The organism is Azospira sp. I13 (genome assembly GCF_003112695.1).
GTDB lineage: Bacteria > Pseudomonadota > Gammaproteobacteria > Burkholderiales > Rhodocyclaceae > Azospira.
The window spans coordinates 88,728-115,244 of the sequence record NZ_BFBP01000014.1; the positions used below are offsets into that span (position 1 = coordinate 88,728).

Sequence of the window (26,517 nt, forward strand, 5' to 3'; positions counted from 1 at the left end):
CCTGCAACCGGTCGCGGTGTGGCGCCACTTCGCCACCCTTTGCGCCATCCCCCGCGCCTCCAAGCATGAGGCGGCCCTGCTGGAATATCTGAGCGCCTGGGCCGCCGGCCTGGGCCTCGCCACCGCCCGGGACGCCGTGGGCAATCTGGTCATCCGCAAGCCGGCCAGCCCCGGCCGGGAGCAGGAGCCCGGCGTCATCCTGCAGGGCCATGTGGACATGGTCTGCCAGCAGAACAGTGGCACGGGCCACGATTTTCACCAGGACCCGATCCGCCCCCTGCTGAAGGATGGCTGGCTGCGGTCAGAGAACACCACCCTGGGGGCCGACAACGGTATCGGCGTAGCCCTGGCCCTGGCGGTGCTGGAAGCCGAGGGGCTCTCCCACCCGCCCCTGGAAGTGCTGCTAACGGTGGATGAGGAGGCCGGCATGGGCGGCGCCCTGGGCCTGGCCCCCGGCCTGCTGCAGGGCCGTCGCCTGATCAACATCGACACCGAGGAGTGGGGCCATCTGTACCTGGGCTGCGCCGGCGGCATGGATGTGAACGCCACCTACCACTATGCCAACGAGCCCCTGCCGGTGGGCTGGATCAGCGCCCGCATCGCCCTCACCGGCCTGACCGGCGGCCATTCCGGCATCGACATCCACAAGGAGCGAGGCAACGCCATCAAGCTGCTGGTGCGGCTCCTGGGAGAGCTGCCGGCGGATCTCTGGCGCCTGATCGCCCTGGATGGCGGCACCGCCCGCAATGCCCTGCCGCGGGAAGCCTTTGCCACGATTGCCCTGGAAGTGGCGTCCCTGGCCGATCTCCAGACTACCCTGGCGGCGAGCGCCGACCGGCTTGCCCTGGAGCTGAAGGGGGTGGAAGACCGCCTATCCGTGCGCCTCTCCGAGCTGCCTGGCTTGCCCGCCCCGGCCATGGCCCGGCCTGCCCAGAAACAGCTGCTGGCCGCCCTCAATGCCGCCCCCCACGGGGTGGCCCGCATGAGCCTGGCGGTGCCGGGCATTGTGGAAACCTCCAACAACCTGGGGGTGCTCAGTGTAGGCAACGGCCAGGCCCGGGCCAATTTCATGGTCCGCTCCCTGGTGGATTCGGCCGCCCAGGCCCACGCCCGGCGCATTGCCGACCTGTTCACCCTGATCGGTGCCGATTGCCAGCTCACCGACGGCTACTCCGGCTGGAAGCCGAATCCCGAATCCCCCCTGCTGGCCCTGGCGCAACAGGTCTATCAACAGCAGTTCGGCGGTGAGGCCAAGGTGGAAGTGATCCACGCCGGCCTGGAGTGCGGCATCATCGGCGCCAAATACCCGGGGCTGGACATGCTCTCCTTCGGCCCCACCATCCACGGCGCCCACGCCCCCGGCGAGCGGGTGGAAGTAGATACGGTGGCCAAGAGCTGGCAGTTCCTGGTGGCCCTGCTGGCTGCCTTGCCTAAAACCTGAAAATCTTTGCCACAGGGGGCACAGAGAACACAGAGGCCTGCAGAACCAAGGCGTGTCAGCCAATAGACCGGCTGCTACCAACGACTACCCCTCTCTGTGAACTCTGTGTCCTCTGTGGCTAAAAAAGAGAACCTCGAGGAACCCCATGCCCATCTACAAGATCGACCAGAAAACACCCCAGATCGCCGCGAGCGCCTGGATTGCCCCCAACGCCACGGTGATCGGCGATGCCCGCCTGGCGGAGAATGTCTCCATCTGGTGGAACGCCGTGCTGCGGGGCGACAACGATCCGATCCACATCGGCGCCAACAGCAATATCCAGGATGGCTCGGTGCTGCATACGGATGACGGCGTACCCCTGCACATCGGCGCCAACGTCACGGTGGGCCACATGGTCATGCTGCACGGCTGCACCGTGGGAGACGGCTCCCTCATCGGCATCGGTAGCACCATCCTCAACCGGGCGGTGATCGGCAAGCACAGCATCGTCGGTGCCAACAGCCTGATCGCCGAAGGCAAGGTCTATCCCGACGGAGTGCTGATCATGGGCGCCCCGGGCAAGGTGGTACGGGAACTCACCCCAGAAGAAATTGCCAAGCTGCAGAAAAGCGCCGCCCATTACGTGGAAAACGCCCAACGTTATCGGGAAAAGCTGACAGAACTGCGCGCTTGAGGCGACAATTCCGCCCCGGCTGGATTATCCCCCGCCGGATGCCGGTGTTCCGGCATCGTTCCACCTCCCCATGAATCATTGCCCCATGACCACCCAGACTCCCGCGCCCGACTGCCGCATCTACGGCATCAAGAACTGCGACACCATGAAAAAGGCCTTCGCCTGGCTCACTACCCAAGGCATCGCCTATGAATTCATTGACTACAAAAAGGCCGGCGTCGCTGCTGCCCATCTGCCGGAATGGAACCAGCGGGTAGGTTGGCAGGCCCTGCTCAACACCCGGGGCCTGATGTGGCGAAAGCTCAGCGAGGAACAGCGGGCCGACGTGGATGAAACTAAGGCCTTGGCCCTGATGGCGGAATTCCCCAGCCTGATCAAGCGCCCGGTGCTGGAACTGAAGGGCGCCGTGCATCTGGGCTTCGACGCCGAACGCTATACCGCTCTTTTCAAGTAAGGATCGCCATGGAAGACACCGTACAACGCCTGCTCTTTGAAGCGCTGGACATCCGCGGCGCCATTGTCCGCCTCGGCCCGTCCTGGCAGGCCATGCAGGCCGGCCGTGCTTACCCGGCCCCGGTGGCCCGAGTGCTGGGGGAAATGACCGCCGTCACCGCCATCATCGCGGCCCAGCTCAAGCAGGCCGGCCGCCTCACCTTCCAACTGCGGGGAGACGGCCCCCTGTCGATGCTGGTCATCGACTGCAACGAAAACCTGCAATTCCGCGGCATGGCCCGGGCCGAAGGCCTGGCGGAAGATGCCAACGCCAGCCTGGAACGACTCTGGGGCCACGGCCAGCTGATGCTCACCCTGGACCTGCCCCAGGCCCGGGAGCCCTACCAGAGCTTCGTGCCCCTGGAAGGCAACAGCATTGCCGCGGTCTTCGAGCACTACCTGGAACAGTCAGAACAGCAGCCTTCCCGCCTCTATCTGGCGGCCTCGCCGGAAGGCGTCACCGGCCTCTTTCTGCAAACCCTGCCCGGCGCTGCCGAAAAGGATGCGGATGGCTGGAACCGCCTGCAGCAGCTGGCCGCCACCCTGAAGCCGGAAGAATTGCTGGGACTGGATACGGAAACCCTGCTCGGCCGTGTTTTCGCCGAGGAAACCATTCGTCTCTATCCTCCTCGGAGCGTGGCCTATCACTGCCCGGAGGACTGGGACAAGGTACGGGACATGCTGCGGGCCGTCGGCCGCCAGGAAGCGGAAGATATCCTGCGGGAGCACGGGGAAATCGTCATCCTCGACGATATCTGCAACCGGGAATACCGCTTCGACGCCCAGGCCGTGGCCGATCTCTTCGGCCCGGATGCCCCCACCCTGCACTGAATTTGGCGAGCCAGGCGCCTAGAGCCTGGCGTAAGCCAACAGCCCGGCCACAGTGGTGGCCAGGCTACCGGCAAAGACCAGGGTATTGCGGTAATAAGCATCCAGCTGCCGGCCCAGGTGCTCAAGGGACGGAAACTCCACGGGATAGCCATCGTCGTCTTCAGGGCGCCGCTGCTCGGGGAAATTCATTTTGCTTCTCCAGAACGGTCAAGGTGGAAGCAATCTAACGGCACCGGCCATGCCGAGGCAATAAGCTGGAATGCATAAAAACAAAAGAATCAACTTCCTGCAACGAAAGTTGAAAACGCCCTTAAAACCATTTTAATAAAAGGGTGATTCCAGAGAGGCCACAGATGGTGGCCCCCCCTGCTAGAGAACCTCGCCGGCCAAGTGAGCGCCCCACGGCGAAATGGCGAATGGACTTGTATTCCGCCCAATGACGACCATTGGCGGGCCATTTCGCAAAGCTGGAAACGTGTAGGAAGGCGTAGTGAGAAGCTGGAACCGCCAGGCGGTATCGTGAGATGGGGATACCACAGGCAAAACGGAAGGGAGGTGAAGCGGAGCCACCAAGGCGGCTGCTATCCGGCATATCGAGGGAAAGCCGGAGGAATGGGATGAAAGTAGCGAAACGCCGCATTTCATGGAGTTCCGCTAGGCATTCCGGGGACAGGCGGGTGCAGGTTAAGCACGCAGAAATGAGAAACGGGAAAGTCGTCACCGACTTTCCCGTTTCTTGAATTCTGGAGCGGGAGAAGAGTCTCGAACTCTCGACCTCAACCTTGGCAAGGTTGCGCTCTACCAACTGAGCTACTCCCGCGTTTCGCTGACCGTTGCTGCATCAGGAAGACTCGAATTATATAGACTTTCGGAGGGCTGTCAACACTTTCTCGAAGTTTCCTCTGTTTTCCCTATTTATCCACATGCCGCGCAATCTCCGGCCAGGCCATCCGCATGTAGTAGCCCATGGACCAGAGGGTCAGCACAGCAGCGATGTAGATGAGCCAGGTACCGGCGGAAAGCACGTCCACTCCGGCCACCGGCTGCTGGTACAGCAACAGGGGAATGGCGGCCATCTGGGCCGTGGTCTTGATCTTGCCGATCATGGAAACCGCGACACTCTTCGAGGCACCGATCTTGGCCATCCACTCCCGCAGGGCGGAAATGGTGATTTCCCGGCCAATGATGATGGCGGCGATGACCGCGTTGGTCCGATCCAGCTGCACCAGCATGATGAGAGCCGCCGCCACCATGAGTTTGTCTGCCACGGGATCAAGGAAGGCGCCGAAGGCCGAGGTCTGGTTGAGGGCCCGGGCCAGATAGCCATCAAGCCAGTCGGTGGCACCGGCCACGACGAAGACCACGGTGGCGATGAGATTGCGCTCCTGCAGACTGGCCCAGGATTCGGGCAGGTAATAGATGGCAATGAGCAGCGGAATCAGGACGATGCGCAGCCAGGTCAGGAAGATGGGTATGTTGAAGGGCATTCAGTGCAGTGCTGAGTAAATTCGTTCTGCCAGTTCCCGGCTGATACCCGGCACCTGGGCCAGGCGGTCCACACTGGCGCCGGCGATGCCTTGCAAGCCGCCAAAATGGGCAATGAGGGCCTTGCGCCGCGTCGGCCCCACGCCAGGGATTTCTTCCAGGGTGGAGGTCTTCCGGGCCTTGCCGCGCTGGGCGCGGTGGCCGGAGATGGCGAAGCGGTGCGCCTCGTCGCGGATTTCCTGAATCAGGTGCAGGGCCGGATGTTCTGCCGGCAATTGTAGCGGCTTTCGCTCATCGGGAAAGACCAGTTGCTCCATCCCCACCTTGCGCTCGGGTCCTTTGGAAACGCCGATCATCGGCACCTGGGCCAGTCCCAGCTCTTCCAGGGCGCTGTAGGCCACACCCACCTGCCCCTTGCCGCCGTCGATGAGAATAAGGTCGGGGCAGACGCCCTCCCCCGCTGCCACCTTATCGTAGCGCCGGGAAACGGCCTGCCGCATGGCGGCGTAGTCATCCCCCTTCTGGATGTCGCGGATGTTGTAGCGCCGGTATTCGGACTTGCGCATGCCGTTGCCCTGGTACACCACGCAGGAAGCCACGGTGGCCTCCCCCTGGGTATGGCTGATGTCGAAGCACTCGATGCGCTGCGGCAGCTCCGCCAAGCCCAGGGCTTCCTGCAGGGCTTCCAGGCGCTGCCCCTGCATGGACAGGGTGGCGCGGCGCGAGGCAATGGCAATACGGGCATTCTGCACGGCCATCTCCACCCACATGCGATGGGCCGTCTGGCGCGGCTCCTGGATGGGCACCGGGCGCTCGGCCAGGGCCGCCAGGCTTTCGCCCGCCTCTTCGTCCGCCGGCGGCACATTGACCAGGATGCGGGCGGGAATCGGATGCTCCCGGTAATGTTGGTCGAGGAAGGCGGCAATGGCCTCCGCCGGTTCGCAATCCGCCGCATTCCGGGGAAACAGGGGCTTGTCCCCGAGATGCTGGCCACCGCGGATCATGGCCAGGTTGAGGCAGAGCATGCCGGCTTCCTGGACGGCCACCACGACATCCGCATCTTCGTCACGGCCGCTATCCACATACTGCTTTTCCTGGATGCGGCGCAGGCCCTGGATACGGTCCCGCAGGGCTGCCGCCTGCTCGAAAGCCAGGGCCAGGGAGGCCTGTTCCATGGCCTCCGTCAGACGCAGGATCACCTCGTGCTGCTTGCCCTTGAGGAAGAGGGCCGCCAACTGCACATCCTTGGCGTAATCCTCCTCGCTGATGAGGCCGACACAGGGGCCGCTGCAGCGGTGGATCTGGTACAGCAGGCAGGGACGGGAACGGTTGGCGAAGACTGAATCCTCGCAGGTGCGCAGGTGGAAGGTCTTCTGCAGCAGATGGATGGAATCCCGCACCACCGAGGCCGCAGGAAAAGGGCCGTAGTAATCGGCCTTGCGGTCCGGGGCGCCACGGAAGAAGGCCAGGCGCGGGAATTCATCCCGGGTGAGCTGCACGTAGGGGTAGGACTTGTCATCCCGGAAAAGGATGTTGAAAGGCGGGTCCAGGCTCTTGATGAGGTTGTTTTCCAGCAGCAGGGCCTCGGCCTCGGAGCGGGTCACGGTGGTGTCAATGCCACGGATGCGGCTCACCATGAGGGCGATGCGGGGGCTCGAAACGGTACGCTGAAAATAGGACGAAACGCGCTTCTTGAGGTTCTTGGCCTTGCCTACGTAGAGCACCTTGCCCGTGGCGTCGAGCATGCGATAGACCCCCGGCAGGTCCGTCAGGGTCGCCAGGAAGGTCTTGGCATCGAAGGCAGGCACCTCCGGCTCGACAGCCTGGACGGATGCTTCCGGAGACTCGCTCATGGCGTCCTCAGTCGAGCCGGTCCAGCTTGTCGCGGATGGCGCCCACCACGGCCTCGAAGCCCTCGGTGGTGAGGCGCCCGGTGCGGGTGTTGTAGCCGCTGCAGTGGTAGCTGGTGAAGGTTTCCACGCCGCCGGGCAGCACATGGCGCACGGCGTGGCCAAAGGGGTAATCCTTGACCTTCAGGCCGAAGGTGCGCAACACCGCCTGGTGGGCCACGGCGCCCAGGATGAGGATAGCCTTGAGGTTCGGCATGGCAGCGATTTCCTGGCCCAGGTAATCGTTGCACTGGCGGATTTCTGCCGGCAGGGGCTTGTTCTGGGGCGGCAGGCAGCGCACCGCGTTGGTGATACGGCAATCCTTCAGCTCCAGGCTCGTGTTTGCCCAGCCTTCCGCATTTAGGGGCCAGGACTCGGTGGCGAAGCCGAATTTGTGCAGGGAGGGATAGAGCAATTCCCCGGCGATGTCGCCGGTGAACGGCCGGCCGGTGCGATTGGCACCCCGCTCCCCGGGCCCCAGGCCCACCACCAGCAGGCGGGATTTCAGGCTGCCAAAAGAAGGCACCGGACGGGCGTGCCAGTCCGGGTCCCGCTGGCGGATCGCCGCCAGATGCTCGGCCAGACGGGGGCAATCCGTACAGTCGGTGGAAAAAGTGGCCGGAGTGGCGGGAGTCTTTACAGCAGCGGGCATGGTCGGAAAGCTCGGGAGAGCGTGGCAGGAAGCGGAGCAGGAAGGCCGAAATGTTACCATGGCGCCCCATGGAATCCGCCGCTCCCCAAGCCTTTCCCGCCCCTGGCAAGCCCTGGCGCTGGGACATTTTCTGCACCGTTGTCGACAATTTCGGGGACATCGGCGTGTGCTGGCGCCTGGCCCGGCAGTTGGCCTCGGAAATCGGTCTCGAGGTATGCCTGTGGGTAGACGATCTCAAGAGCTTCGCCCGGCTTTGCCCGGCGGTGGAAATCGACGCACCGGAGCAAAGTGTCGCCGGCGTTCGTATCCGGCACTGGCAGATGCCATTGCCGGAGGTGGAGGCGGCCCAGGTGGTCATCGAAGCTTTCGCCTGCGAACTCCCCGCGGCCTATCTGGCAGCCATGGCCCGCTGCGCCCGGCCGCCAGTCTGGCTCAACCTGGAATACCTGACGGCCGAAGACTGGGCGGCCCACTGCCATAGCGTTGCCTCCCCCCACCCCCGCCTGCCCCTCATCAAGTACTTTTTCTTTCCCGGCTTCGATGAACGTACCGGCGGCCTGTTGCGGGAGCAGGAACTGGAGGCCCAACGCAGCGCCTTTCTGGCCGATGCAGCGGCTCAAGCGCACCTCTGGCAACAGGTGGGTACGGCGCCCCGGGCCGGCGAACGGCCGGTCTCCCTCTTCTGTTACGGCCACTTGCCCATCCAGGGGCTGCTGGAAAGCTGGAGCAAGGGGCCGCAGCCCATTCTCTGCCTGGCCCCCCTGGGCCCCGCCCTGCCCCAGATCAACGCCTGGAGCGGTGGCCGCTTGCAAGGGGCCGGAGACTCCTGGCAACAGGGCGCCCTGCGAATCAGGCTGATGGATTTTCTTGCCCAGGAAGACTACGACCGACTGCTCTGGGCCTGCAACCTCAATTTCGTGCGAGGGGAAGACTCCTTCGTCCGCGCCCAATGGGCCGCACGCCCTTTGGTCTGGCAAATCTACCCCCAGGAAGCCGAGGCCCATGCGGACAAGCTGACAGCTTTCATCGACGCCTATACCGCCTCGCTGGAACCCGCCGCTGCCACCAGCCTGCGCGCTTTCTGGATGGCCTGGAACGGTCTGGCCGAAGTCCCTCCCGGTGATGGCTGGGATGCATTCATCGCCCACCTACCTGCCCTGGCCGAGCATGCCAAACGGTGGCAAAGCGCCCAGTCTCGCCTGCCCGACCTGGCCGAATCCTTGGTGAGATTCTGCCGAAGTAAGCTATAATCACGCGCTTTGATTTTTGGCTCGGATCTTTGTGCAGGTTGTTTTTCGTCTCCCTGCTCCCGTTTTCCCAGCTCCCAGGCCAGCCCCTCAATATTTTCCGCAGGATTTGACGATGAAGACCGCCCAAGAACTCCGCTCCGGCAACGTAATCATGGTGGGCCCCGACGCCCTGGTGATCCAGAAGACCGAATACAACAAGTCCGGCCGCAACGCTGCCGTGGTCAAGATGAAGATGAAGAACCTGCTGACCGGCGCCGCCAGCGAAGCAGTGTACAAGGCTGACGAAAAGTTCGAAGTGGTCCAGCTGGACCGCAAGGAAGTGACCTACTCCTACTTCGCCGACCCCATGTACGTCTTCATGGATGCCGACTACAACCAGTTCGACATCGAAGCCGACAACATGACCGACGCCCTCAAGTACCTGGAAGACGGCCTGGCCTGTGAAGTGGTGTTCTTCAACGAGAAGGCTATTTCCGTTGAGCTGCCCAACTCCGTGGTGCGTGAAGTGACCTACACCGAACCTGCCGTCAAGGGCGACACTTCCGGCAAGGTGCTGAAGCCCGCCAAGATCGGTACCGGCTTCGAGCTGATGGTTCCCGCCTTCGTGGAAATCGGCGACAAGATCGAAATCGACACCCGTACCGACGAGTACAAGAACCGGGTGAAGTAATCGGCAAGGCCGCTCCTGCGGCCTGTGCAAAAGAAAAAGGGCTGCTGCGGCAGCCCTTTTTGCTTTCAGAAATTGTCCCGAAGCCGCCAAAAACTGGCGAAGCGCGGCAAGCCCCGGGAAGTCAGATCGCGATAACGGTAGGTCACCACCGCCCCCAGGGGCGGCGGCCGGCGCCGTTCGGCGTCGGTAAACCCACTCCCCAACAGGAACTGCCGGCCATCCGGCATTTCCACCCGAAGCGCCCCCAGCACGCCCGCATGGCGCCCCTTGCCGGGTTGGTATCCCACTACCACGGCTTCGGCATCCTGCCAGGGCTTGAGTTTGAGTAAGGCAGGGTTGCGCCCGGTAAGGTAAGGGGCATCGGCCCGATGCAGCATCAAGCCTTCGCCACCGGCTCGCCGCACGACGGACAGGCGCTTCATCAAGGCTGCTTCATCGGCCACCCTGAATTGCTCCACGGCTACCAGCCAGGGCACGCTGGCCGCAGCGACCACTTCCCGCAAGCGGGCCGCGCGCTCGGTAAAAGTACCGTTGCCATCGGGGAGTTCAAACACCATGTAGCGTACCTGCCGCCATGCGGCATCGTCAGGCACTTCCCGGCGAACGATGGCCGACAGGGCATCGAACTGCCCGCGGCCCAACCACAGCTCCCCATCCAGGGGCTGCCGGGCTGGCAATCCGGCAAGAAACCAGGCCGGTGCAGCCACCGGCCGACCACTGCGAAAGCGCAAGCCGACACCATCCCACTGGGCTCTCACGCCATCCAGCTTTTCGCTGACCAGGTAAATACCGACATCAGCAGCGTGGAGGTCGCTACGGTAGGTTTCCGCCAGGAGAAAGCCTCGTTCCTCCACTCCGGCCAGAGAAACAGAAGCAAAGCCGAGCAGAAAGACCGCCAACCCGCCCCGCAGCCCCCACCATTCAAGCCACTGCAGGAGCCTGATCATGGCCTATCCTGGAACCTGGCAAAAAACGGAGCAGTCGGAAGGCCGACTCAGTCGTCGTGCATCTGGGATTGCAGGTAATTCGGCAAGCCCACCTTGGCAATCAGCTCCTGCTGGGTTTCCAGCCAATCCACATGCTCTTCCTCCGCTTCCAGAATGTCCTCCAGGATATCCCGGGTCACGTAGTCGGCAACCGACTCGCAGTGGGCGATGGCTTCACGCAGCAGGGGAACGGCCTGCAGTTCCAGTTTGAGATCGCACTCGAGCATTTCCTTCGGGTTTTCGCCGATGTAGAGCTTGTTCAACTGCTGCAGATTGGGCAAGCCCTCGAGGAAGAGGATGCGTTCAATGACTTTGTCCGCATGCTTCATCTCGTCGATGGACTCGTGATAGGCATGGTCGTTGAGCTTCTTCAGGCCCCAGTTCTTGTACATGCGGGCATGAAGAAAGTACTGGTTGATAGCCGTGAGCTCATTGGCCAGGATCTTGTTCAGGTATTGAATAACCTTCTTGTCGCCCTTCATGGCAGGCTCCTTCTCAATAGGGGAAATTGGTGCCTGAAGATTAGCACACGCCACAAAAAAGAAGCCCCTGGTCCGCAAGGAGCAGGGGCAAGGGGGAATACGGATCGGACTGCCCGACCGAACCGCGACCCGAGGTTGATAAAGCGAGATCGGGGGGAGATGCTCAGGAGGGCTTGCGGCCACAGCCGCCACAGCCCTGGCAGCTACCGAGTTCACTGCGCAGTTGCTCGCGAACGTCGCGGGCGCACTTGCCGCAGCAACTCCCGACGCCCAACTCTTCGCGCAGATCTTTGAGGCTGGTGGCCCCCATAGCCACGGAGGCAGAAATTTGCCGATCGGTCACGGCATGGCAGACACAAACGTACATGGCGGAAAGCTCCTGGGCAGCAATCAATAACTCGTCAATGAGAATTATTATCACAAAAGCCACTTAATGCAAGTGCTTCTCAACAAACTTTTAATGACTCGCCCGGCTGCCCCCTCTCCGGCCCGGAAATTTCAGGCCGGAGAGGTCTGAAGCTTGATACGCAAACCCGCTGGCCAACAGCCGGCAGGAGCGCTGCCGTAACGCCGAGATGGCCCCGCCCGCTTGGTTGTCAGGCCGGGGGGCATTGGGTATAGTCCCCGCGCAAGGCTGCACCGACCCAACAGGGTTGTTTTCCTCTGATGCCACCCGCTTCTGTGGTCCAACCGACCAGGTTTTTCCAATCTTTTCCAAGGCCCGGTAAATTCAGCCGGCATCAGTAAATCGGCAAAATCAGGCAGGACCCAGAAACATGCCGATGGTGCAGCGATTGCATCGCCCCACCCTCCAGCGCGAGGGCAGGAAGTTCCTGAAACTAGGGGGATGGCAGCCACAGCCCCTACCGTCTCATTTTCAGAACAAGCCTGGACCGGCTTTCGTGAGGAACTGAAATGACGAGAAAAACCATCCTGAACGAGTGCCATCGCCAGCACCAAGCCCGCATGGTGGATTTTGGCGGCTGGGACATGCCCGTAAACTATGGATCCCAGATCGAGGAGCACCACGCCGTGCGGCAGGATTGCGGCATGTTCGACGTTTCCCACATGTGCGCCGTCGATATCTCCGGTGCGGATGCCAGGAAATTCCTGGAGCGCCTCATCGCCAACAGCGTGGACAAGCTCCAGGTTCCCGGCAAAGCCCTTTACAGTGCAATGCTCAACGAGACCGGCGGCGTGGTGGACGACCTCATCGTCTATTACCTCGGCGACACCCACTACCGCATGGTCATCAACGCCGGCACCGCCGACAAGGATCTGGCCTGGATGGATCACCTGCTGGGCCAGTGGCAGCTGGAAGTCTCCGTCATTCCCCTGCGTGAAGGCCCCCGGGCCGTGGCCATGATTGCCGTGCAAGGCCCCCAGGCCAAGGCCAAGGTCTGGCAGGTGCTGCCGGAAGTGAAAGCAGCGACGGAAGCCCTGCCCCCCTTCTTCGGCGTGCAGATCGGGCAGTTTTTCATTGCCACCACCGGCTATACCGGCGAAGACGGCTTCGAGATCGCCCTGCCGGCCGGCAAGGCGGAAACCTTCTGGAATGCCCTGCTGGAAGCCGGTGTTCGCCCCTGCGGCCTGGGCGCCCGAGACACCCTGCGCCTGGAAGCCGGCATGAACCTCTACGGCCAGGACATGGATGAAACCGTTTCGCCCCTGGATGCCGGCCTGGCCTGGACCGTCGACCTAAAATCCGGACGAGATTTCGTCGGCAAGGCTGCCCTCCTCGCCAACGGCCAGAAGGCCCAGTTCCTTGGCCTCAAGCTGTTGGACAAGGGCGTGCTGCGAGCCCATCAGAAGGTCATCACCGCCCAGGGCGAAGGCGAAATCACCAGCGGCACCTATTCCCCCACCCTCGAACAATCCATCGCCCTGGCCCGGCTGCCCCTGGGCGTCGCCATTGGCGACAGCGTGCAGGTGGATATTCGCGGCAAGCTGCTCCAAGCCCAGGTGGTCAAACCTGTTTTCGTCCGTCGCGGCAAGGCCGTGGCCTGATCCAGCTTTTTGTCCAGAATGTTCTTATTCAACATTCACCATCCCCATTCAAACCGATTCAAGGAGAAACCCATGTCCAACATCCCCGCCGACCTGAAGTACGCCAAGAGCCACGAATGGGTGCGCACCGAAGCGGATGGCACCCTCACCATCGGCATTACCGACCACGCCCAGGAAGCCCTGGGGGATCTGGTTTTCATTGAACTGCCGGAAGTAGGCAAGAGCCTGGCCGCCGGCCAGGAAGCCGCCGTGGTGGAATCCGTCAAGGCCGCCGCCGATGTCTACGCTCCCGTCGCCGGCACCGTCCTCGCGGTCAATGACGCCGTGGTGGACGCCCCGGAAACCCTCAATGAGGATGCCTACACCGCCTGGCTGTTCAAGCTGCAACCCCAGAACCTGGCCGACGTGGCCAGCCTGCTCGACGCCGCCGCCTACGGCGCTGTCGCAGCCAGCGAATAACCGGGGCCCGGCCGGGAAAGGCTCAGGGTCTTTCCCGGCCTACCCGCCCTCCCGTCCGCTGTTCCAACTGTCGTCGCCCGGAGGCCCCATGCCCGCCCCCCAGCCCAAGGTTCAAGCCCTTTCCGCCCTGGAACAGAAGGACGAGTTCATCGCCCGCCATATCGGCCCCTGCGCCAGAGAAATGAGTCAGATGCTGGCCGCCATCGGCGCCGCCAGCCTGGATGAACTGGTGGGCCAGACCGTGCCCGCCGCCATCCGCTTTCCCGCCCAAGTGACTGATTCGCTGCCCCTGCCCGCCCCCCGGCGCGAGCATGAGGCCCTGGCCGACCTGAAGGCCCTGGCCGGCCGCAATGTGGTGAAAAAGTCCCTTATCGGACAGGGCTATCACGAAACCCTGACGCCCAAGGTAATCCTGCGCAACGTGCTGGAAAACCCGGGCTGGTACACCGCCTACACCCCCTATCAGGCCGAGATCGCCCAGGGCCGCCTGGAAGCCCTGCTCAACTACCAGCAGATGGTCATCGATCTGACTGGCCTGGAGCTAGCCAACGCCTCCCTGCTGGACGAAGCCACCGCCGCTGCCGAGGCCATGACCATGGCCCGCCGGGTTTCCCGCTCGGCCTCCAACCGCTTCTTCGTAGACCAAGCCTGCTTTCCCCAGACCATCGACGTAGTCAAGACCCGGGCCGCCTACTTCGGTTTCGAGCTGATTTTTGGCCCGGTGGAAGAGGCTGCCACGGTGGAAGTCTTCGGCGCCCTGCTGCAATACCCGGAAGACAAGGGAGAGGTGAAAGACCTGACCGCCACCATTGCCGCCTTGAAGGCCCGAGGGGGGACAAATTGCCCGGCCGTGGCCGTGGCCTGCGACCTCATGGCCCTGGTGCTGCTCAAGTCCCCCGGTGCCATGGGGGCCGACATGGCCCTGGGTTCCTCCCAGCGCTTCGGCATCCCCATGGGCTTCGGCGGCCCCCACGCCGCCTTCTTCGCCTGCAAGGACGAGCACAAGCGCTCCGTCGCCGGTCGCATCATCGGCGTCTCCGTTGATGCCCGGGGCAACAAGGCCCTGCGCATGGCCCTACAGACCCGGGAACAGCACATCCGCCGGGAGAAGGCCAACTCCAACATCTGCACCTCCCAGGTACTGCTGGCCAACATGGCCGGCATGTACGCCGTCTACCACGGCCCAGAGGGTCTCAAGACCATCGCCCGCCGCATCCACCGCCTGGCCGCCATCCTGGCTATGGGCCTGGCCAAAGCCGGCATCAGGCAGCTCAACGCCTGCTACTTCGACACCCTGCAGCTGGACCTGGGGGCCAAGGCCCTCACCGTGTACCAGGCCGCCCAGAACGCCGGCTACAACCTGCGGCTGATCGAGGGCGGCCGCCTCGGCGTCGCCCTCAACGAGAAGACCACCCGGGAAGACGTGGCCACCCTGCTGCAGCTCATCGCCGGGGTGAAGGTAGATATCGAAGCCCTGGACGCCCAGGTGGCCGCTGCCGACCCATCCCTGCCGGCCGAGCTGCTGCGCACCGACGCCATCCTCAGCCATCCCGTGTTCAACACCCACCACACCGAACACGAGATGCTGCGCTACCTGAAGAAGCTGCAGAACAAGGACCTGGCCCTGGATCACTCCATGATCTCTCTGGGTTCCTGCACCATGAAGCTCAACGCCACCAGCGAGATGATCCCCGTCACCTGGCCCGAGTTCGGCGACATCCACCCCTTCGCCCCCCTGGACCAGCCCCAGGGCTACCTGGAGATGATCGAGCAGTTGGCCGAGTGGCTAAAGACCGTCACCGGTTTCGACGCCGTCTGCATGCAGCCCAACTCCGGCGCCCAGGGCGAATACGCCGGCCTGGTGGCCATCCGCCGCTACCAGGAGGCCAACGGCCAGGGCCAGCGCGACATCTGCCTGATCCCCAAGTCCGCCCACGGCACCAACCCGGCCACCGCCCAGATGGCCGGCCTACAGGTAGTGGTGGTGGATTGCGACGACAACGGCAACGTGGACGTGGCCGACCTCAAGGCCAAGGCCGAGCAGCACGCCGCCAAGCTCTCCTGCCTGATGCTCACCTACCCTTCCACCCACGGGGTGTTCGAGGAAGCGGTGAAGGACATCTGCGACATCGTGCACGCCAACGGCGGCCAGGTGTACATGGACGGCGCCAATCTCAACGCCCAGGTGGGCCTCACCGCCCCCGGCTTCATCGGCGCCGACGTCTCCCACATGAACTTGCACAAGACTTTCGCCATCCCCCACGGCGGTGGCGGCCCGGGCATGGGTCCCATCGGCCTCAAGGCCCATCTGGCGCCCTTCATGGCCGACCATGCAGTGCAGGCCACCGGCCCTGCCGAGCGCAAGCACAAGGGCCAGGGCGCCGTTTCCGCCGCCCCCTTCGGCTCCGCCTCGATCCTGCCCATTTCCTGGATGTACATCGCCATGCTGGGCGGCAAGGGAGTCAAGACCGCCACCCAGGTGGCCATCCTCAACGCCAACTACGTCGCCGCCCGCCTGCAGGAGCACTACCCGGTGCTGTACCGGGGCAAGAACGGCCGCGTCGCCCATGAGTGCATCCTGGATATCCGCCCCATCAAGGCGGCAACAGGCGGCAATGCGGGCATCACCGAACTCGATATCGCCAAGCGCCTCATGGACTACGGCTTCCACGCCCCCACGGTGAGCTTCCCGGTGGCTGGCACCATCATGGTGGAGCCCACCGAGTCCGAATCCAAGGCCGAGCTGGACCGCTTCATCGACGCCCTGATCGCCATCCGCAACGAAATCCGCAAGGTGGAAGCAGGCCAGTGGCCGGCGGACAACAATCCGCTGAAGCACGCCCCCCACACCCAGAAAGATCTGGCCGACGAGGTCTGGAGCCGCCCCTACAGCCGTCAGGAAGCCTGCTATCCCCTGCCCTGGGTGGCCGAGAACAAGTTCTGGCCCAGCGTGAACCGCATCGACGACGTGTACGGCGACCGCAATCTCTTCTGCGCCTGCGCCCCTGTGGAGGACTACCAACATGGCTGATCAGATCTTGGTGCTCACCGTCATCGGTGACGACCGCCCCGGCCTGGTGGAGCTGCTGTCCACCGCCATCTCCGCCCATCAGGGCAACTGGCTGGAATCCTCCATGTCCCGCCTGGCGGGCAAGTTCGCCGGTATCCTCAAGGTCAGCGTGCCCACGGCCCAGGCCGAAGCCCTGCAGCAGGCACTGGCCGGCCTAACCCTGCTCAAGGTGACGGTGGAAAGCTCTCCCGAGAGCGTGGAAGCGCCAAAGGGCCGCCTGCGCCTGTCCCTGGTGGGCCACGACCGCATCGGCATCGTGCGCGAGGTCTCCCAAGTGCTGGCCCGCCACGGCGTCAATGTGGAGGAGCTGGCCACCCACACCTCCAGTGCCCCCATGTCCGCCGAAATCCTCTTCCACGCCCAGGTCAGCCTGCTGGCCGCACCGGAGCTGGATGTGCGCAGCCTCACCGGCGAGCTGGAACGGCTCTCCAACGATCTCATGGTCGATATCTCCCTGGATGAAAAGCTCGCGTCCTGAACCTGTCTGGAAGAGGCGCCTGGGGTAGCGAGGATGGAGACGGTAGGGAAGCAGCCCTGACGTGGATGGATTCTCCCGCCATTCTGGCTTGCCAGGCCCGCCACCATCCCGCGCTTTTCATTTCGGTCAAAGGCGCACTGCCGGCCTTCTGGCAGAATTTCCTACACTTTCCCACCTGAACACCCCATGAGTCCCATCGAAGTCCGCATGCCGAAGTACCCCGAATGCTGGGAAAGCTGCGGCAATTGTGCCCAGGGCGAGATCTTTGTCCTGGAAATCCAGGTCAAACCCGGCGATCTCCTGGAACGGGACGACACTATCCTCACCCTGGAAACCGGCAAGGTGGCCTTGGACATTCCCAGCCCCCACACCGGCACTGTGGTGGAGGTTTTCATCACGGAAGGCGACGTGCTGGCCGAGGGCGCCCTCCTGCTCACCTTGCTCCCGACCTGATCCGGATGGCTCAGGGGGAAGAACAGCGGATGCCATGAACGTGCCCCTACCTAGCAGCTCCCCACCCAGCCCCTGCAAATTCACCCTGGCCAGCCTGGGGCGCGCCCTGGCGACCGGCTGGCGTACCTTTGCAGCCCATCCCCGCCCCAGCATGGCCTGGGCCCTGCCCTTCGCCATCGTCGCCTTGCTCCTCTGGCTCATTCTCGGCCAGGCGGCCGTGGCCCCCATGGCCCTGGCCGTTTCCGGTGGCTTTATGCTGATCGGCCCATTGCTGCTGGTTGGCTACTTTGAACTGGCCGATTGCAATGCCCGGGGCGAGACTGCTGGCCTGGCCCAGGCCCTGGCGGCCTACCGTCGTGCTCCCGCCGGCCTGTGGGCCATGGGAGCCATCTGCGCCTTTTTCTACCTGATCTGGATCACCGACGCCGCCACCCTCTACGGTTTCATTGTGGGCGGCGAAGCCCGGGGCTTTGCCACCCTGCTGGCCCCGGCCACCGAGGTACGCCGCTTCGTGCTGTGGAGTTCCCTCATGGGGGCCGCGCTGGCTTTCATGATTTATGCCGTGACCGCCTTTGCCGTGCCGCTGCTGCACTACCGCCGCGCCACCCTGATTCCGGCGGTTGCCTTGAGTGTCCGCACCGTATTCGGCAGTTTCCCGGCAGCCCTGGCCTGGGGACTGCTATTGGCCGGCGGCGGCATTGCCAGCATCATCGTGCTGCCCCTCTTCCCAGTGGTTTTCCCGGTACTGGCCTACGCCAGTCACGCCCTTTACCGCGAAGCCCTGCAGGAACGCCAGCCTTAGCCGGACAACACCCATGGGATGGCAATGGTCACTGACGCTCATGCCCTTGCCATGCACCTGACACTACCACCAGGAGCTCCTCAAGCCGCCTAAAAACACACTCGCCAGAGGTGTGAGCAAAGGCAGGAAGCACCTGATTTAATGCGGCAACGGCCATAAAAATGCAGTAAACTATTGCACCTTGATCGGCAGGCATGCCGATCAAGGCGATGCCCCATCTGCTCTCAAGCCCTCCGCCCCAGTGATACTCTTCCAGCCCTTGCGGCCTTGAGTATCCCTCGAAGCACACGCGCTTGTAGTTGGTTGTAGTTGGCCACCTGTCTGATGTTCCTGCTGCCATGCCCGCACCTGCGTCGGGTATCCAGCACCGGCCCCTGCCCAGAAGATCGCATCAGCCCGTTGCCGGCGCGGCGCGCCGGGCTTGCACTCACCCGCTGTCCCGTCTGTTTCGCCAGGAAAAGGGGCAGACCCATCGGAGAATTGAATGGCCAAGGAAGAAGCTCTCGAATTTGAAGGCACTGTCATCGAAGTGTTGCCCGAGTCCCGCTATCGCGTGACCTTGAGCAATGGCGTTGAAATCCTGGCCTATGGCTCGGGAAAAATGAAAATGCACCGCATCAAGGTGCTGATGGGTGACAAGGTCACCGTCGAAATGTCCCCCTACGACCTATCCAAGGGTCGCATCACCTTCCGTCACCTGGGTGAAGGTGCCCGGGGCCCGGCCCCCGCCCGCCGCCGCTGACCTGCACACCGGCCCCGCCCACCAGCCGCACACGGCACGGCCGGGGCCAAGCCTAGTCTTGCACTGCTGATCCCGGCCTGGCACCACCGCCTGGTGACCGGGACAGGGTGGCGGGCAGCCGAAATGATGTTATCGTCATCGAATCGGTGCCTGGCCGACGTATCGCATTGCCTCCTGCACCGAACAGGCTCGGCCATCCCCTGATGGCCGAACGTTCATTCCCGCCGCCTTCCGGCAAAGGAGCTTGCATGCGATCCACTCTCCGCCCCTCCCTACTTCTTTCCACTCTGATGCTCCTGGGACTCGGCCTGCCCCTGGCTGCCAGCGCCGGGGATCTCCCCAAGCGCAAATCCGGCCTGTGGGAAATCCGCACCCAGATGGCCGGCGCCCCCAGTATGGGGCCGATGAAAATCTGTGTGGACGAGGCCAAGGACAACCTGATGCAGGAACAGCCCGGGCAGAAGCCGGACTGTAGCGTCATGGACGTCAAACCTGGCAACGGCAAGGTAACGATCCACACGGTCTGCCGCATGGAGCAGACCACCGTCACCACCGACGGCACCATGACCGGGGATTTCAGCAGCGGCTACAAGAGCGACATGACCATGCGTTACTCACCGCCTATGCATGGCATGGCTGAAATGCGCGTCACTCAAGAAAGCCGCTGGGTCGGCCCCTGTGCCAAAGGCCAGAAACCTGGCGACGTCATCATGCCGCAGATGGGGGGAGGCCCGGGCAATGGCCAGGGAGCCGGCAACGACATGATGAACGATCCCAGGGTCCGGGAAATGATGAAGCGGCAGCGCCAGTAGTCTTGCCCCGACAGCACCTCCCACCCACCTCGCCAGGGCACAAAGCACAACGGCCTGCACGCATTCTGCGGCAGGCCGTTGATTTTGGGGCTGGCAGCACGGGCAAGCAGGCCCGGTCGCCGACAATTGGCGGAATCAGGCCGAACCTGGCCCCTGGCGCCCGTCTCCCTCACCCCCCTCGGCTTCACTCTTCGCCGCTGCGGCAGCCTGCAGCAATAGCTGGCGGGTTTCCGGCGTTTCCAGACTGATACGCCCCAGGGTACCGTTGCGGTAGTCGTTGAGCAGGATCAGGGAAGCCTTCTCCAGATCCAATTCTCCAGCCCGGCCCTTAATGATGCAACCGCGCTTGCGGGCGACGGTCTCCACTACCCCCACCGCATCGGTTTCTACCGCCTTCAGGCCGTAACGGGCTTCCAGGCATTCGGGATAGCGCTGCAGCAGCAGCCCGGCGAGATAGACGCCGACTTCCTCGTCGATATAGGCATTGGGACCCACCGCATGGCTGGCGGCAAGCATCAGGCCATCACTGGCCAGTTCGATCCGGGGCCACATCAGGCCCGGGGTATCAACGATGGAGAGGCGGGGCCCCAGGTCCATGCGCTGTTGCTGCTTGGTCACCGCCGGCTGGTCGCCAACGGCAGCCACCTTGCGCTTGACCAGGGCGTTGAGCAGGGTGGATTTGCCCACGTTGGGAATACCCATGATCATCAGCCGCAGGGGCTTGACGTTGCTATCGCGGTGGGGCGCCAGGGTCTGGGCGAGGCTGGGGATACGGGCCACCTCGCCGGGCTTCTTGCAGGAAATGGCCACGGCCTTCACATCAGGCTGCCGCTTGTAGTAATCAAGCCAGGCCTGGGTAGCGGCGGGATCGGCCAGATCGGACTTATTGAGAAGCTTGAGACAGGGCCGCTGACGGTGCTTGCGCAGTTCCTCGATCATGGGATTGCGGCTGGCTTCAGGCAGACGGGCGTCGAGCACTTCGATCACCACATCGGCGAACTCCATGGTCTCGGCGGCCTTCTTGCGGGCCGAGGTCATATGGCCGGGGAACCACTGTATTGTCATGTCTTGCCTGGAATCTCAAATAAGGTACAACGGGGAAAAACGGCGCAAGACGCCGGGAATATCCCCGGAAAGGGCGCCATTATCGCAGGAGTTGGCCGCCTCATCCGTTACAATCGCCCACTTTCAGCCAAATAACCTGTCCAACATGGCCACTCCCCCTCTCAAAGCGCAAAAAATCTTCGCCCTGATGCAAATCATCGGTGGCTTCGTCGCTGCCCTGGTACTGGGCTACTCCACCATGAACAACCTGACTCCGGGCCAGATGAGCGGCACCCAGCTGCTGCTGGCCTGCCTCACCCTGGCCGCCTTGGCCTATGCCGGTTATTTCACCCAGAAGCTGGGCAAGCTCGTAGCCCAGGAGAAGGCCGCCCGGGATCAATGATCCGCGGCGGGCCCGCCGATACGGCTGGAAAATAGGCTGGCAGCCACGATCATGCCGCCCCCCAGCCACTCCCGCGGGCCCATGGTTTCTTCCGCTAGCCACCAGGATGAGAGGGCTGCAAAGAGCAGCTCCGAGAGCAGGATAACGATGGCCCGGTTGGCAGGTGTGTGGTGCAAACCATATTGCACGACCTGATTGACCAGCATCAGCACCACGCCAATGCCCAGCAGCCAGAGCCAGGCTTGCCCGGACGAGGGCCAGAGCAGCGCGCCCTGACCCGCCAACAGCAGGCTGGCGCTGACCACCAGGGCGCCGGCAAACATGGCAAAGGATTTGACCTGGATGGACAAGTCCTGGGCCCGACGGGAAAGCACGTTGGAACAGGCAAAGAGCATCCCCGCAGCCAGGCCCAGCCATTCGGCGCCATGCCGGGGCCAGGGCAGCCCGAGGGCAGGATGCCACAGCATGGTGGCGGCGCCGGCAATGGACAGGGCCACCACGCCCAGGCCGGCCCGGTCCAGGTGCTCCTTCAGCCACCAGCGGGCGAGGAGAATGGTCCATAAGGGCGCCAGGTAGAACAGCAGCAGCACCCGCATCACCTCGCCGTGGAGGGTGGCCAGCACATAACCCAGGTTGCAGCAGGCACCGGCCAGGCCGATGGCCAGCAACAACCAGGAAAAGCGCAGCTGACGCAGGGCCGGGCGCCAGAACAGCAGCGCCAAGACCAGGGCAACGGTATAGGTCAGGCCTGAGGCCAGGATGCCGCCGATGCCAAGGGCCGCCAGCACCCGGTAGGGATACCAGAGTACGCCCCAGATCAAGGCCCCCAGGACCAAGGCTGCCGATGCCAGATGCCTGCCCTGGCCCGTCCCTGCTTCTTCCGCCACGCTCCGCCCTTTATAATCGGTTTTTTTCAGTCCGGCCCGCCACTGTGAACCCCAATCTTGCCAAGCTTCACCCCTATCCCTTCGAAAAACTGCGCCAGCTGTTCCAGGGCATCACCCCGAATCCGGACTACCGGGAAATCAAGCTTTCCATCGGCGAACCCCAGCATGCGACGCCGGCCTTCATCAAGGAAGCCCTGACGGCCAATCTCGGCGGGCTGGCGAATTATCCCACAAGCCTCGGCATACCCGCCCTGCGCCAGGCCATTGCCGCCTGGATGGAGCGCCGCTACGGCCTCGCCGGCGTCAATCCTGAAACGGAAATCCTACCGGTAAACGGTTCCCGGGAGGCCCTCTTCGCCTTCGCCCAGACCGTCATTGACCCCAGCCGCGGCTATGTGCCCCTGGTGGTCAGCCCCAATCCCTTCTACCAGATTTACGAAGGGGCGGCCTATCTGGCCGGGGCCGAGCCCTACTTTCTCAACACCCTGCCGGAGAACAACTTCTCCCTCGACCTGGAGGCACTCTCAGAAGCCGAGTGGGCCCGAGTGCAGCTGCTTTACGTCTGCTCCCCCGGCAACCCCACCGGCAAGGTGCTGGACCTGGAGGACTGGAAGAAGCTCTTCGCCCTCTCCGACAAATACGGCTTCATCATCGCCTCCGACGAGTGCTATTCGGAGATTTTCTTCGACGAGGCCAACCCGCCCCTGGGCGGCCTGCAGGCTGCCAAACAGCTGGGCCGCAGCTTCGAGCGGCTGGTCATGTTCTCTTCCCTCTCCAAGCGCTCCAACGTGCCGGGCCTGCGTTCCGGCTTCGTCGCCGGCGATGCCGCCATCCTGAAGAAATTCCTGCTCTACCGTACCTACCACGGTGGCGCCATGAACCCCGCAGTGCAGGCTGCTTCCGCCGTGGCCTGGAACGACGAGGCCCACGTCCTCGACAACCGTCGCCAGTACAAGGAAAAATTCGCTGCGGTGACCCCTGTGGTGGCCTCGGTGCTGCAAACCGGCCTGCCGGATGCCAGTTTCTACCTCTGGGCAAAAACCCCCATCGCTGACACCGAATTCGCCCGCCGCCTGCTCGCCGACTATAATGTCGTGGTCCTGCCGGGCAGCTACCTGGCCCGCGAAGCCCGGGGCGTCAATCCCGGTGAAAACTACGTCCGCATCGCCCTGGTGGCACCGCTGGCCGAATGCCAGGAAGCCGCCGAGCGCATCCGCAAGTTCGTACAGCAGCTTTAACCCCCTACATAACCCCCACAACGGAAAAACCAACATGCAAGAACTGCAACAGATCATCGAAGATGCCTGGGAAAATCGCACCTCCCTGCAACCCGGCAGCGCACCCGCCAAGATCGGCGAAGCTGTGGACCACGTGCTGGAACAGCTGGACAAGGGCCAACTGCGCGTCGCCGAGAAGATCGATGGCGACTGGGTGACCCACCAGTGGATCAAGAAGGCCGTGCTGCTCTCCTTCCGCCTGGAAGACAACGTGGTGCAGCAATCCGGTGACCTGCGCTTCTTCGACAAGGTGCAGACCAAGTTTGCCAGCTACGACGAACATGCTTTCCGCCAGGGCGGTTTCCGCGTCGTGCCTCCCGCCGTGGCCCGTCGTGGCTCCTTCATCGCCAAGGGCGCCGTGCTGATGCCTTCCTACGTGAACATCGGTGCCTACGTCGATGAAAACACCATGGTGGATACCTGGGCCACCGTCGGCTCCTGCGCCCAGATCGGCAAGAACGTGCACCTTTCCGGCGGCGTCGGCATTGGCGGCGTGCTGGAACCCCTGCAGGCCAACCCCACCATCATCGAAGACAACTGCTTCATCGGCGCCCGTTCCGAAGTGGTGGAAGGCGTCATCGTCGGTGAAGGTTCCGTCATCTCCATGGGCGTGTATATCAGCCAGTCCACCAAAATCTACGACCGTGAAACCGGCGAGATCAGCTACGGCCGCATCCCCCCGGGTTCCGTGGTCGTCTCCGGCAACCTGCCGGCCAAGGACGGCAGCCACAGCCTGTACTGCGCCGTGATCGTCAAGAAGGTGGACGCCCAGACCCGGGCCAAGACCAGCATCAACGAACTGCTGCGCGACTAAGCCAATAACAACAGGGGCGCCACGAGGCGCCCCAATCTTTTCGGCGGGAGGGAGGAAGCGTGATTCTCGACAAGCTGTTCCAGCTGATGGCGGAAAAGCAGGCCTCGGACATTTTCATATCCGCCGGCGCCCCGATCCACATCAAGATCCAGGGCAATACCATTCCGGTCAATCAGCAGATGATGGACCCGGCGATGATCGAGAAAATCGCCCAGGAGTTGCTCACTCCCGAGAAATACGAGGAATTTGAACGGAACATGGAAATGAACCTCTCCTTCGGCATGGCCGGGGTGGGCAATTTCCGCGTCAACCTGTTCCGCCAGCGGGGCTCCATCTCCATGGTGATCCGCTACATCCTCGGCAACATCCCCAGCCTGGACAGCCTGGGGCTGCCCTCGGTGCTTTCCGAGCTGATCATGGAAAAGCGGGGCCTGATCCTCATCGTCGGCTCCACCGGCTCGGGCAAGTCCACCACCATCGCCTCCATGCTGGATCACCGCAACGCCAACCGTTCCGGCCACATCCTGACGGTGGAAGATCCGATCGAATTCCTCTTCAAGCACAAGAAGTCCATTGTGAACCAGCGGGAAATCGGCATGGATACCGCTGACTGGGACAATGCCCTGAAGAACGCCATGCGCCAGGCACCGGACTGCATCCTGATCGGCGAAATCCGCGACAAGCAGACCATGACCGCCGCCCTGGCCTACGCCCAGACCGGCCACCTCTGCCTGGCCACCCTGCACGCCAACAACAGTTACCACGCCCTCAACCGCATCATCAACTTCTTCCCGCTGGAAAACCGCTCGGCCCTCTACCTGGACCTGTCGGTGAGTCTCAAGGCCATCGTTTCCCAGCGCCTGGTGAAAAAACCCGACGGCAAGCGCGTACCCACCGCGGAAATCCTGCTCAACACCCGCCACATCCAGGAACTGATCGAGCGGGGCGAGATCAACGCCATCAAGGAAGCCATGGAGCAAAGCCTGGCCCCTGGCTCCCAGACCTTCGAACAGGACCTGTTCCGGCTCTACAAGAGCAGCGTCATCACCCTGGACGAGGCCCTGGGCACCTCCGACTCGCCCACCAACCTTTCCTGGCTGATCAACAACTCGGAGTTCGGCAACAACGGCACAGCCCAACATGACGAGCAGCCGGCCAAGAACACCCAGGACTCCACCGCCACCAACAGCAACGGCGCCGCCTCGTTCAAGGAATTCACCCTGAACCTGAGCGACGAGTAGCCGCCCAAACGGACCTTTTCCTGCCATGCCCCACCTGCCTCACCCCGACCAGGACCCGACACTGGCCCTGGCCGAACAGCTCATTGCCCGCCGCTCCGTCACGCCGGAGGACAACGGCTGCATGGAGATCATCGGCGCCCGCCTGAAGCCCATGGGCTTCACCCTGGAAGCCATCAACCGGGGCAACACCGTCAACCTGTGGGCCCGCCGCGGCACCGCTGCCCCCCTGATCTGCTTGGCCGGCCATACCGATGTGGTGCCCACCGGCCCCGTGGAGCAATGGACATCAGACCCGTTTACGCCCACCTATCGGGACGGCGTACTGTACGGCCGTGGTGCGGCCGACATGAAGGGCTCACTGGCGGCCTTCGTCACGGCGGTAGAAGCCTTTGTCGCCCGGCACCCAAACCACAACGGCTCCATCGCTTTCCTGCTCACCTCTGACGAGGAAGGCGATGCCACCGATGGCACCGTCGCCGTGGTGGAAGCCCTGCAAGCCCGGGGAGAAGCCATGGATGCGTGCATCGTCGGCGAACCCACTTCGGTCAACACCCTGGGCGACACGGTCAAGAACGGCCGCCGCGGCTCACTCTCCGGCCGGCTGACCGTAAAGGGCATCCAGGGCCACATTGCCTACCCCCATCTGGCCAAGAACCCCATCCACCTGGCGGCACCGGCTATCGCCGAACTGGCCGCCATGGAGTGGGATCAGGGCAACGAGTATTTCCCGCCCACCACCTGGCAGATTTCCAACATCCGGGGCGGCACCGGAGCCACCAATGTCATTCCCGGCACGGTGGATATCCTCTTCAATTTCCGCTTCTCCACCGCCAGTACGCCGGAAGGCCTGAAAAACCGCCTGGAAGCCGTCCTGGCCAAGCACGGCATCGACTACGACCTGGCCTGGACCCTCGGCGCCAAGCCTTTCCTCACCGGTCGCGGCCCCCTGGTGGATGCGGCCATGGCGGCCATCCGCGACGAACTGGGTATCGCAACCGAACTCTCCACCACCGGCGGCACCTCCGACGGCCGCTTCATTGCCGAGATCTGCCCCCAGGTCATCGAACTGGGGCCGGTGAATGCCACCATCCACAAAATCGACGAGTGCGTGGAGGCTGCGGCCCTGCCCCGTCTTTCCGCCACCTACCGGCGCATTCTGGAAAATCTGCTGACCTGA

28 protein-coding genes and 1 tRNA gene are annotated in these 26,517 nt (G+C 63.3%); 19 read left to right on the forward strand and 10 right to left on the reverse strand.

The features are described from left to right. Window position 1: 1 nt before the first annotated feature. The 4 genes from AZSI13_RS14385 (at window position 2) to AZSI13_RS14400 (ending at window position 3,437) form a co-directional block, all read left to right on the forward strand. Window positions 2–1,441 carry an aminoacyl-histidine dipeptidase gene (locus AZSI13_RS14385; RefSeq protein WP_235609785.1) on the forward strand — a complete coding sequence of 480 codons (1,440 nt, stop codon included), beginning with the start codon at window positions 2–4 and terminating at the stop codon, window positions 1,439–1,441. Window positions 1,442–1,586: 145 nt separating this feature from the next. Further along, on the forward strand, window positions 1,587–2,114 hold the full coding sequence (locus tag AZSI13_RS14390; RefSeq protein WP_109041871.1) for a gamma carbonic anhydrase family protein: 528 nt from the start codon (window positions 1,587–1,589) through the stop codon (window positions 2,112–2,114). 85 nt (window positions 2,115–2,199) lie between these two features. Next, a complete protein-coding gene (locus tag AZSI13_RS14395) occupies window positions 2,200–2,568 on the forward strand; it encodes an ArsC family reductase (protein WP_109041872.1) in 369 nt (122 codons plus the stop codon). 8 nt (window positions 2,569–2,576) lie between these two features. After that, window positions 2,577–3,437, forward strand: coding sequence for an Hsp33 family molecular chaperone HslO (locus AZSI13_RS14400; protein WP_109041873.1), 861 nt, complete (start codon window positions 2,577–2,579; stop codon window positions 3,435–3,437). Window positions 3,438–3,455: 18 nt separating this feature from the next. Here the strand turns inward: AZSI13_RS14400 and AZSI13_RS17640 are convergent, their stop codons facing one another. The 5 genes from AZSI13_RS17640 to AZSI13_RS14420 all read right to left on the reverse strand — a co-directional run bounded on the left by AZSI13_RS17640 (window position 3,456) and on the right by AZSI13_RS14420 (window position 7,463). Beyond that, window positions 3,456–3,626: a hypothetical protein gene (locus tag AZSI13_RS17640; protein WP_165833539.1), complete on the reverse strand. Its 171-nt coding sequence runs from the start codon at window positions 3,624–3,626 to the stop codon at window positions 3,456–3,458. Window positions 3,627–4,181: 555 nt separating this feature from the next. After that, window positions 4,182–4,257 (reverse strand) — tRNA-Gly (locus AZSI13_RS14405). 91 nt (window positions 4,258–4,348) lie between these two features. Next, complete coding sequence (pgsA, locus tag AZSI13_RS14410) at window positions 4,349–4,924, reverse strand: CDP-diacylglycerol--glycerol-3-phosphate 3-phosphatidyltransferase (RefSeq protein WP_109041874.1); 576 nt, start codon at window positions 4,922–4,924, stop codon at window positions 4,349–4,351. Further along, complete coding sequence (uvrC, locus tag AZSI13_RS14415) at window positions 4,925–6,775, reverse strand: excinuclease ABC subunit UvrC (RefSeq protein WP_109041875.1); 1,851 nt, start codon at window positions 6,773–6,775, stop codon at window positions 4,925–4,927. A gap of 7 nt (window positions 6,776–6,782) precedes the next feature. Continuing rightward, the gene (locus AZSI13_RS14420; RefSeq protein WP_109041876.1) at window positions 6,783–7,463 is read right to left on the reverse strand and encodes a uracil-DNA glycosylase; all 681 of its coding nucleotides are present in this window, start codon (window positions 7,461–7,463) and stop codon (window positions 6,783–6,785) included. A gap of 50 nt (window positions 7,464–7,513) precedes the next feature. On the opposite strand from AZSI13_RS14420, the gene earP reads away from it, so the two are divergent. Both earP and efp read left to right on the forward strand, forming a co-directional pair. Continuing rightward, the gene (gene earP / locus AZSI13_RS14425; RefSeq protein ID WP_109041877.1) at window positions 7,514–8,713 is read left to right on the forward strand and encodes an elongation factor P maturation arginine rhamnosyltransferase EarP; all 1,200 of its coding nucleotides are present in this window, start codon (window positions 7,514–7,516) and stop codon (window positions 8,711–8,713) included. A gap of 112 nt (window positions 8,714–8,825) precedes the next feature. Further along, complete coding sequence (efp, locus tag AZSI13_RS14430) at window positions 8,826–9,383, forward strand: elongation factor P (protein WP_109041878.1); 558 nt, start codon at window positions 8,826–8,828, stop codon at window positions 9,381–9,383. Between the two features lie 65 nt (window positions 9,384–9,448). Here efp and AZSI13_RS14435 read toward each other — a convergent pair whose 3' ends face one another. The 3 genes from AZSI13_RS14435 to AZSI13_RS14445 form a co-directional block, all read right to left on the reverse strand. Beyond that, window positions 9,449–10,330 (reverse strand): DNA ligase, encoded by an 882-nt coding sequence (locus tag AZSI13_RS14435; protein WP_109041879.1) that lies wholly within the window; start codon window positions 10,328–10,330, stop codon window positions 9,449–9,451. Between the two features lie 47 nt (window positions 10,331–10,377). Next, complete coding sequence (gene bfr, locus AZSI13_RS14440) at window positions 10,378–10,851, reverse strand: bacterioferritin (protein ID WP_109041880.1); 474 nt, start codon at window positions 10,849–10,851, stop codon at window positions 10,378–10,380. 163 nt (window positions 10,852–11,014) lie between these two features. Beyond that, entirely contained in the window at window positions 11,015–11,218 is a 204-nt protein-coding gene (locus tag AZSI13_RS14445) for a bacterioferritin-associated ferredoxin (RefSeq protein ID WP_109041992.1), read from the reverse strand. 548 nt (window positions 11,219–11,766) lie between these two features. Between AZSI13_RS14445 and gcvT the strand changes: the two genes are divergently transcribed. The 8 genes from gcvT to AZSI13_RS14485 all read left to right on the forward strand — a co-directional run bounded on the left by gcvT (window position 11,767) and on the right by AZSI13_RS14485 (window position 19,674). Further along, window positions 11,767–12,858 (forward strand): glycine cleavage system aminomethyltransferase GcvT, encoded by a 1,092-nt coding sequence (gene gcvT, locus AZSI13_RS14450; protein WP_109041881.1) that lies wholly within the window; start codon window positions 11,767–11,769, stop codon window positions 12,856–12,858. Window positions 12,859–12,930: 72 nt separating this feature from the next. Then, window positions 12,931–13,317, forward strand: a complete 387-nt coding sequence (gene gcvH, locus AZSI13_RS14455; protein ID WP_109041882.1) for a glycine cleavage system protein GcvH — start codon at window positions 12,931–12,933, stop codon at window positions 13,315–13,317. Between the two features lie 88 nt (window positions 13,318–13,405). After that, the gene (gcvP, locus tag AZSI13_RS14460; RefSeq protein WP_109041883.1) at window positions 13,406–16,348 is read left to right on the forward strand and encodes an aminomethyl-transferring glycine dehydrogenase; all 2,943 of its coding nucleotides are present in this window, start codon (window positions 13,406–13,408) and stop codon (window positions 16,346–16,348) included. Next, on the forward strand, window positions 16,341–16,865 hold the full coding sequence (locus AZSI13_RS14465) for a glycine cleavage system protein R (protein ID WP_109041884.1): 525 nt from the start codon (window positions 16,341–16,343) through the stop codon (window positions 16,863–16,865). Before gcvP ends, AZSI13_RS14465 begins: the two co-directional genes overlap by 8 nt. 186 nt (window positions 16,866–17,051) lie before the next feature. Then, window positions 17,052–17,318 carry a biotin/lipoyl-containing protein gene (locus AZSI13_RS14470; protein WP_109041885.1) on the forward strand — a complete coding sequence of 89 codons (267 nt, stop codon included), beginning with the start codon at window positions 17,052–17,054 and terminating at the stop codon, window positions 17,316–17,318. A gap of 34 nt (window positions 17,319–17,352) precedes the next feature. Further along, a complete protein-coding gene (locus AZSI13_RS14475; RefSeq protein ID WP_109041886.1) occupies window positions 17,353–18,120 on the forward strand; it encodes a DUF2189 domain-containing protein in 768 nt (255 codons plus the stop codon). A 484-nt stretch (window positions 18,121–18,604) separates the two neighbouring features. Then, window positions 18,605–18,862 carry a translation initiation factor IF-1 gene (gene infA, locus AZSI13_RS14480; protein WP_109041887.1) on the forward strand — a complete coding sequence of 86 codons (258 nt, stop codon included), beginning with the start codon at window positions 18,605–18,607 and terminating at the stop codon, window positions 18,860–18,862. 248 nt (window positions 18,863–19,110) lie between these two features. After that, complete coding sequence (locus AZSI13_RS14485) at window positions 19,111–19,674, forward strand: DUF3617 family protein (protein ID WP_109041888.1); 564 nt, start codon at window positions 19,111–19,113, stop codon at window positions 19,672–19,674. A gap of 135 nt (window positions 19,675–19,809) precedes the next feature. Here AZSI13_RS14485 and ylqF read toward each other — a convergent pair whose 3' ends face one another. After that, window positions 19,810–20,739 (reverse strand): ribosome biogenesis GTPase YlqF, encoded by a 930-nt coding sequence (gene ylqF / locus AZSI13_RS14490; protein ID WP_109041889.1) that lies wholly within the window; start codon window positions 20,737–20,739, stop codon window positions 19,810–19,812. Between the two features lie 145 nt (window positions 20,740–20,884). Between ylqF and AZSI13_RS14495 the strand changes: the two genes are divergently transcribed. Then, complete coding sequence (locus AZSI13_RS14495) at window positions 20,885–21,121, forward strand: hypothetical protein (protein WP_109041890.1); 237 nt, start codon at window positions 20,885–20,887, stop codon at window positions 21,119–21,121. Here AZSI13_RS14495 and AZSI13_RS14500 read toward each other — a convergent pair. Then, the gene (locus tag AZSI13_RS14500) at window positions 21,115–21,942 is read right to left on the reverse strand and encodes a DMT family transporter (RefSeq protein WP_235609786.1); all 828 of its coding nucleotides are present in this window, start codon (window positions 21,940–21,942) and stop codon (window positions 21,115–21,117) included. The two genes, AZSI13_RS14495 and AZSI13_RS14500, sit on opposite strands and share 7 nt — an antisense overlap. A 110-nt stretch (window positions 21,943–22,052) precedes the next feature. Between AZSI13_RS14500 and dapC the strand changes: the two genes are divergently transcribed. Genes dapC through dapE form a run of 4 tightly spaced genes read left to right on the forward strand, consistent with a single transcriptional unit; the run spans window position 22,053 to window position 26,517 of the window. Further along, the gene (dapC, locus tag AZSI13_RS14505; RefSeq protein WP_109041892.1) at window positions 22,053–23,246 is read left to right on the forward strand and encodes a succinyldiaminopimelate transaminase; all 1,194 of its coding nucleotides are present in this window, start codon (window positions 22,053–22,055) and stop codon (window positions 23,244–23,246) included. A 34-nt stretch (window positions 23,247–23,280) separates the two neighbouring features. Then, complete coding sequence (dapD, locus tag AZSI13_RS14510) at window positions 23,281–24,099, forward strand: 2,3,4,5-tetrahydropyridine-2,6-dicarboxylate N-succinyltransferase (protein WP_109041893.1); 819 nt, start codon at window positions 23,281–23,283, stop codon at window positions 24,097–24,099. A gap of 59 nt (window positions 24,100–24,158) precedes the next feature. Then, entirely contained in the window at window positions 24,159–25,340 is a 1,182-nt protein-coding gene (locus AZSI13_RS14515) for a PilT/PilU family type 4a pilus ATPase (protein ID WP_109041894.1), read from the forward strand. 25 nt (window positions 25,341–25,365) lie between these two features. Further along, window positions 25,366–26,517, forward strand: a complete 1,152-nt coding sequence (gene dapE / locus AZSI13_RS14520) for a succinyl-diaminopimelate desuccinylase (RefSeq protein WP_109041895.1) — start codon at window positions 25,366–25,368, stop codon at window positions 26,515–26,517.

Bases quoted from the DNA above. Each gene is read 5' to 3' on its own strand.
- pgsA (WP_109041874.1), bottom strand. From the start codon at position 4,924: ATGCCCTTCAACATACCCATCTTCCTGACCTGGCTGCGCATCGTCCTG.
- AZSI13_RS14390 (WP_109041871.1), top strand. From the start codon at position 1,587: ATGCCCATCTACAAGATCGACCAGAAAACACCCCAGATCGCCGCGAGC.
- AZSI13_RS14485 (WP_109041888.1), top strand. From the start codon at position 19,111: ATGCGATCCACTCTCCGCCCCTCCCTACTTCTTTCCACTCTGATGCTC.
- gcvT (WP_109041881.1), top strand. From the start codon at position 11,767: ATGACGAGAAAAACCATCCTGAACGAGTGCCATCGCCAGCACCAAGCC.
- AZSI13_RS14445 (WP_109041992.1), bottom strand. From the start codon at position 11,218: ATGTACGTTTGTGTCTGCCATGCCGTGACCGATCGGCAAATTTCTGCC.
- AZSI13_RS14470 (WP_109041885.1), top strand. From the start codon at position 17,052: ATGAGTCCCATCGAAGTCCGCATGCCGAAGTACCCCGAATGCTGGGAA.
- AZSI13_RS14435 (WP_109041879.1), bottom strand. From the start codon at position 10,330: ATGATCAGGCTCCTGCAGTGGCTTGAATGGTGGGGGCTGCGGGGCGGG.
- bfr (WP_109041880.1), bottom strand. From the start codon at position 10,851: ATGAAGGGCGACAAGAAGGTTATTCAATACCTGAACAAGATCCTGGCC.
- AZSI13_RS14475 (WP_109041886.1), top strand. From the start codon at position 17,353: ATGAACGTGCCCCTACCTAGCAGCTCCCCACCCAGCCCCTGCAAATTC.
- efp (WP_109041878.1), top strand. From the start codon at position 8,826: ATGAAGACCGCCCAAGAACTCCGCTCCGGCAACGTAATCATGGTGGGC.
- AZSI13_RS14395 (WP_109041872.1), top strand. From the start codon at position 2,200: ATGACCACCCAGACTCCCGCGCCCGACTGCCGCATCTACGGCATCAAG.
- AZSI13_RS14495 (WP_109041890.1), top strand. From the start codon at position 20,885: ATGGCCACTCCCCCTCTCAAAGCGCAAAAAATCTTCGCCCTGATGCAA.
- gcvP (WP_109041883.1), top strand. From the start codon at position 13,406: ATGCCCGCCCCCCAGCCCAAGGTTCAAGCCCTTTCCGCCCTGGAACAG.
- AZSI13_RS14465 (WP_109041884.1), top strand. From the start codon at position 16,341: ATGGCTGATCAGATCTTGGTGCTCACCGTCATCGGTGACGACCGCCCC.
- AZSI13_RS14420 (WP_109041876.1), bottom strand. From the start codon at position 7,463: ATGCCCGCTGCTGTAAAGACTCCCGCCACTCCGGCCACTTTTTCCACC.
- dapD (WP_109041893.1), top strand. From the start codon at position 23,281: ATGCAAGAACTGCAACAGATCATCGAAGATGCCTGGGAAAATCGCACC.
- AZSI13_RS14400 (WP_109041873.1), top strand. From the start codon at position 2,577: ATGGAAGACACCGTACAACGCCTGCTCTTTGAAGCGCTGGACATCCGC.
- uvrC (WP_109041875.1), bottom strand. From the start codon at position 6,775: ATGAGCGAGTCTCCGGAAGCATCCGTCCAGGCTGTCGAGCCGGAGGTG.
- ylqF (WP_109041889.1), bottom strand. From the start codon at position 20,739: ATGACAATACAGTGGTTCCCCGGCCATATGACCTCGGCCCGCAAGAAG.
- infA (WP_109041887.1), top strand. From the start codon at position 18,605: ATGGCCAAGGAAGAAGCTCTCGAATTTGAAGGCACTGTCATCGAAGTG.
- dapE (WP_109041895.1), top strand. From the start codon at position 25,366: ATGCCCCACCTGCCTCACCCCGACCAGGACCCGACACTGGCCCTGGCC.
- AZSI13_RS17640 (WP_165833539.1), bottom strand. From the start codon at position 3,626: ATGAATTTCCCCGAGCAGCGGCGCCCTGAAGACGACGATGGCTATCCC.
- gcvH (WP_109041882.1), top strand. From the start codon at position 12,931: ATGTCCAACATCCCCGCCGACCTGAAGTACGCCAAGAGCCACGAATGG.
- earP (WP_109041877.1), top strand. From the start codon at position 7,514: ATGTTACCATGGCGCCCCATGGAATCCGCCGCTCCCCAAGCCTTTCCC.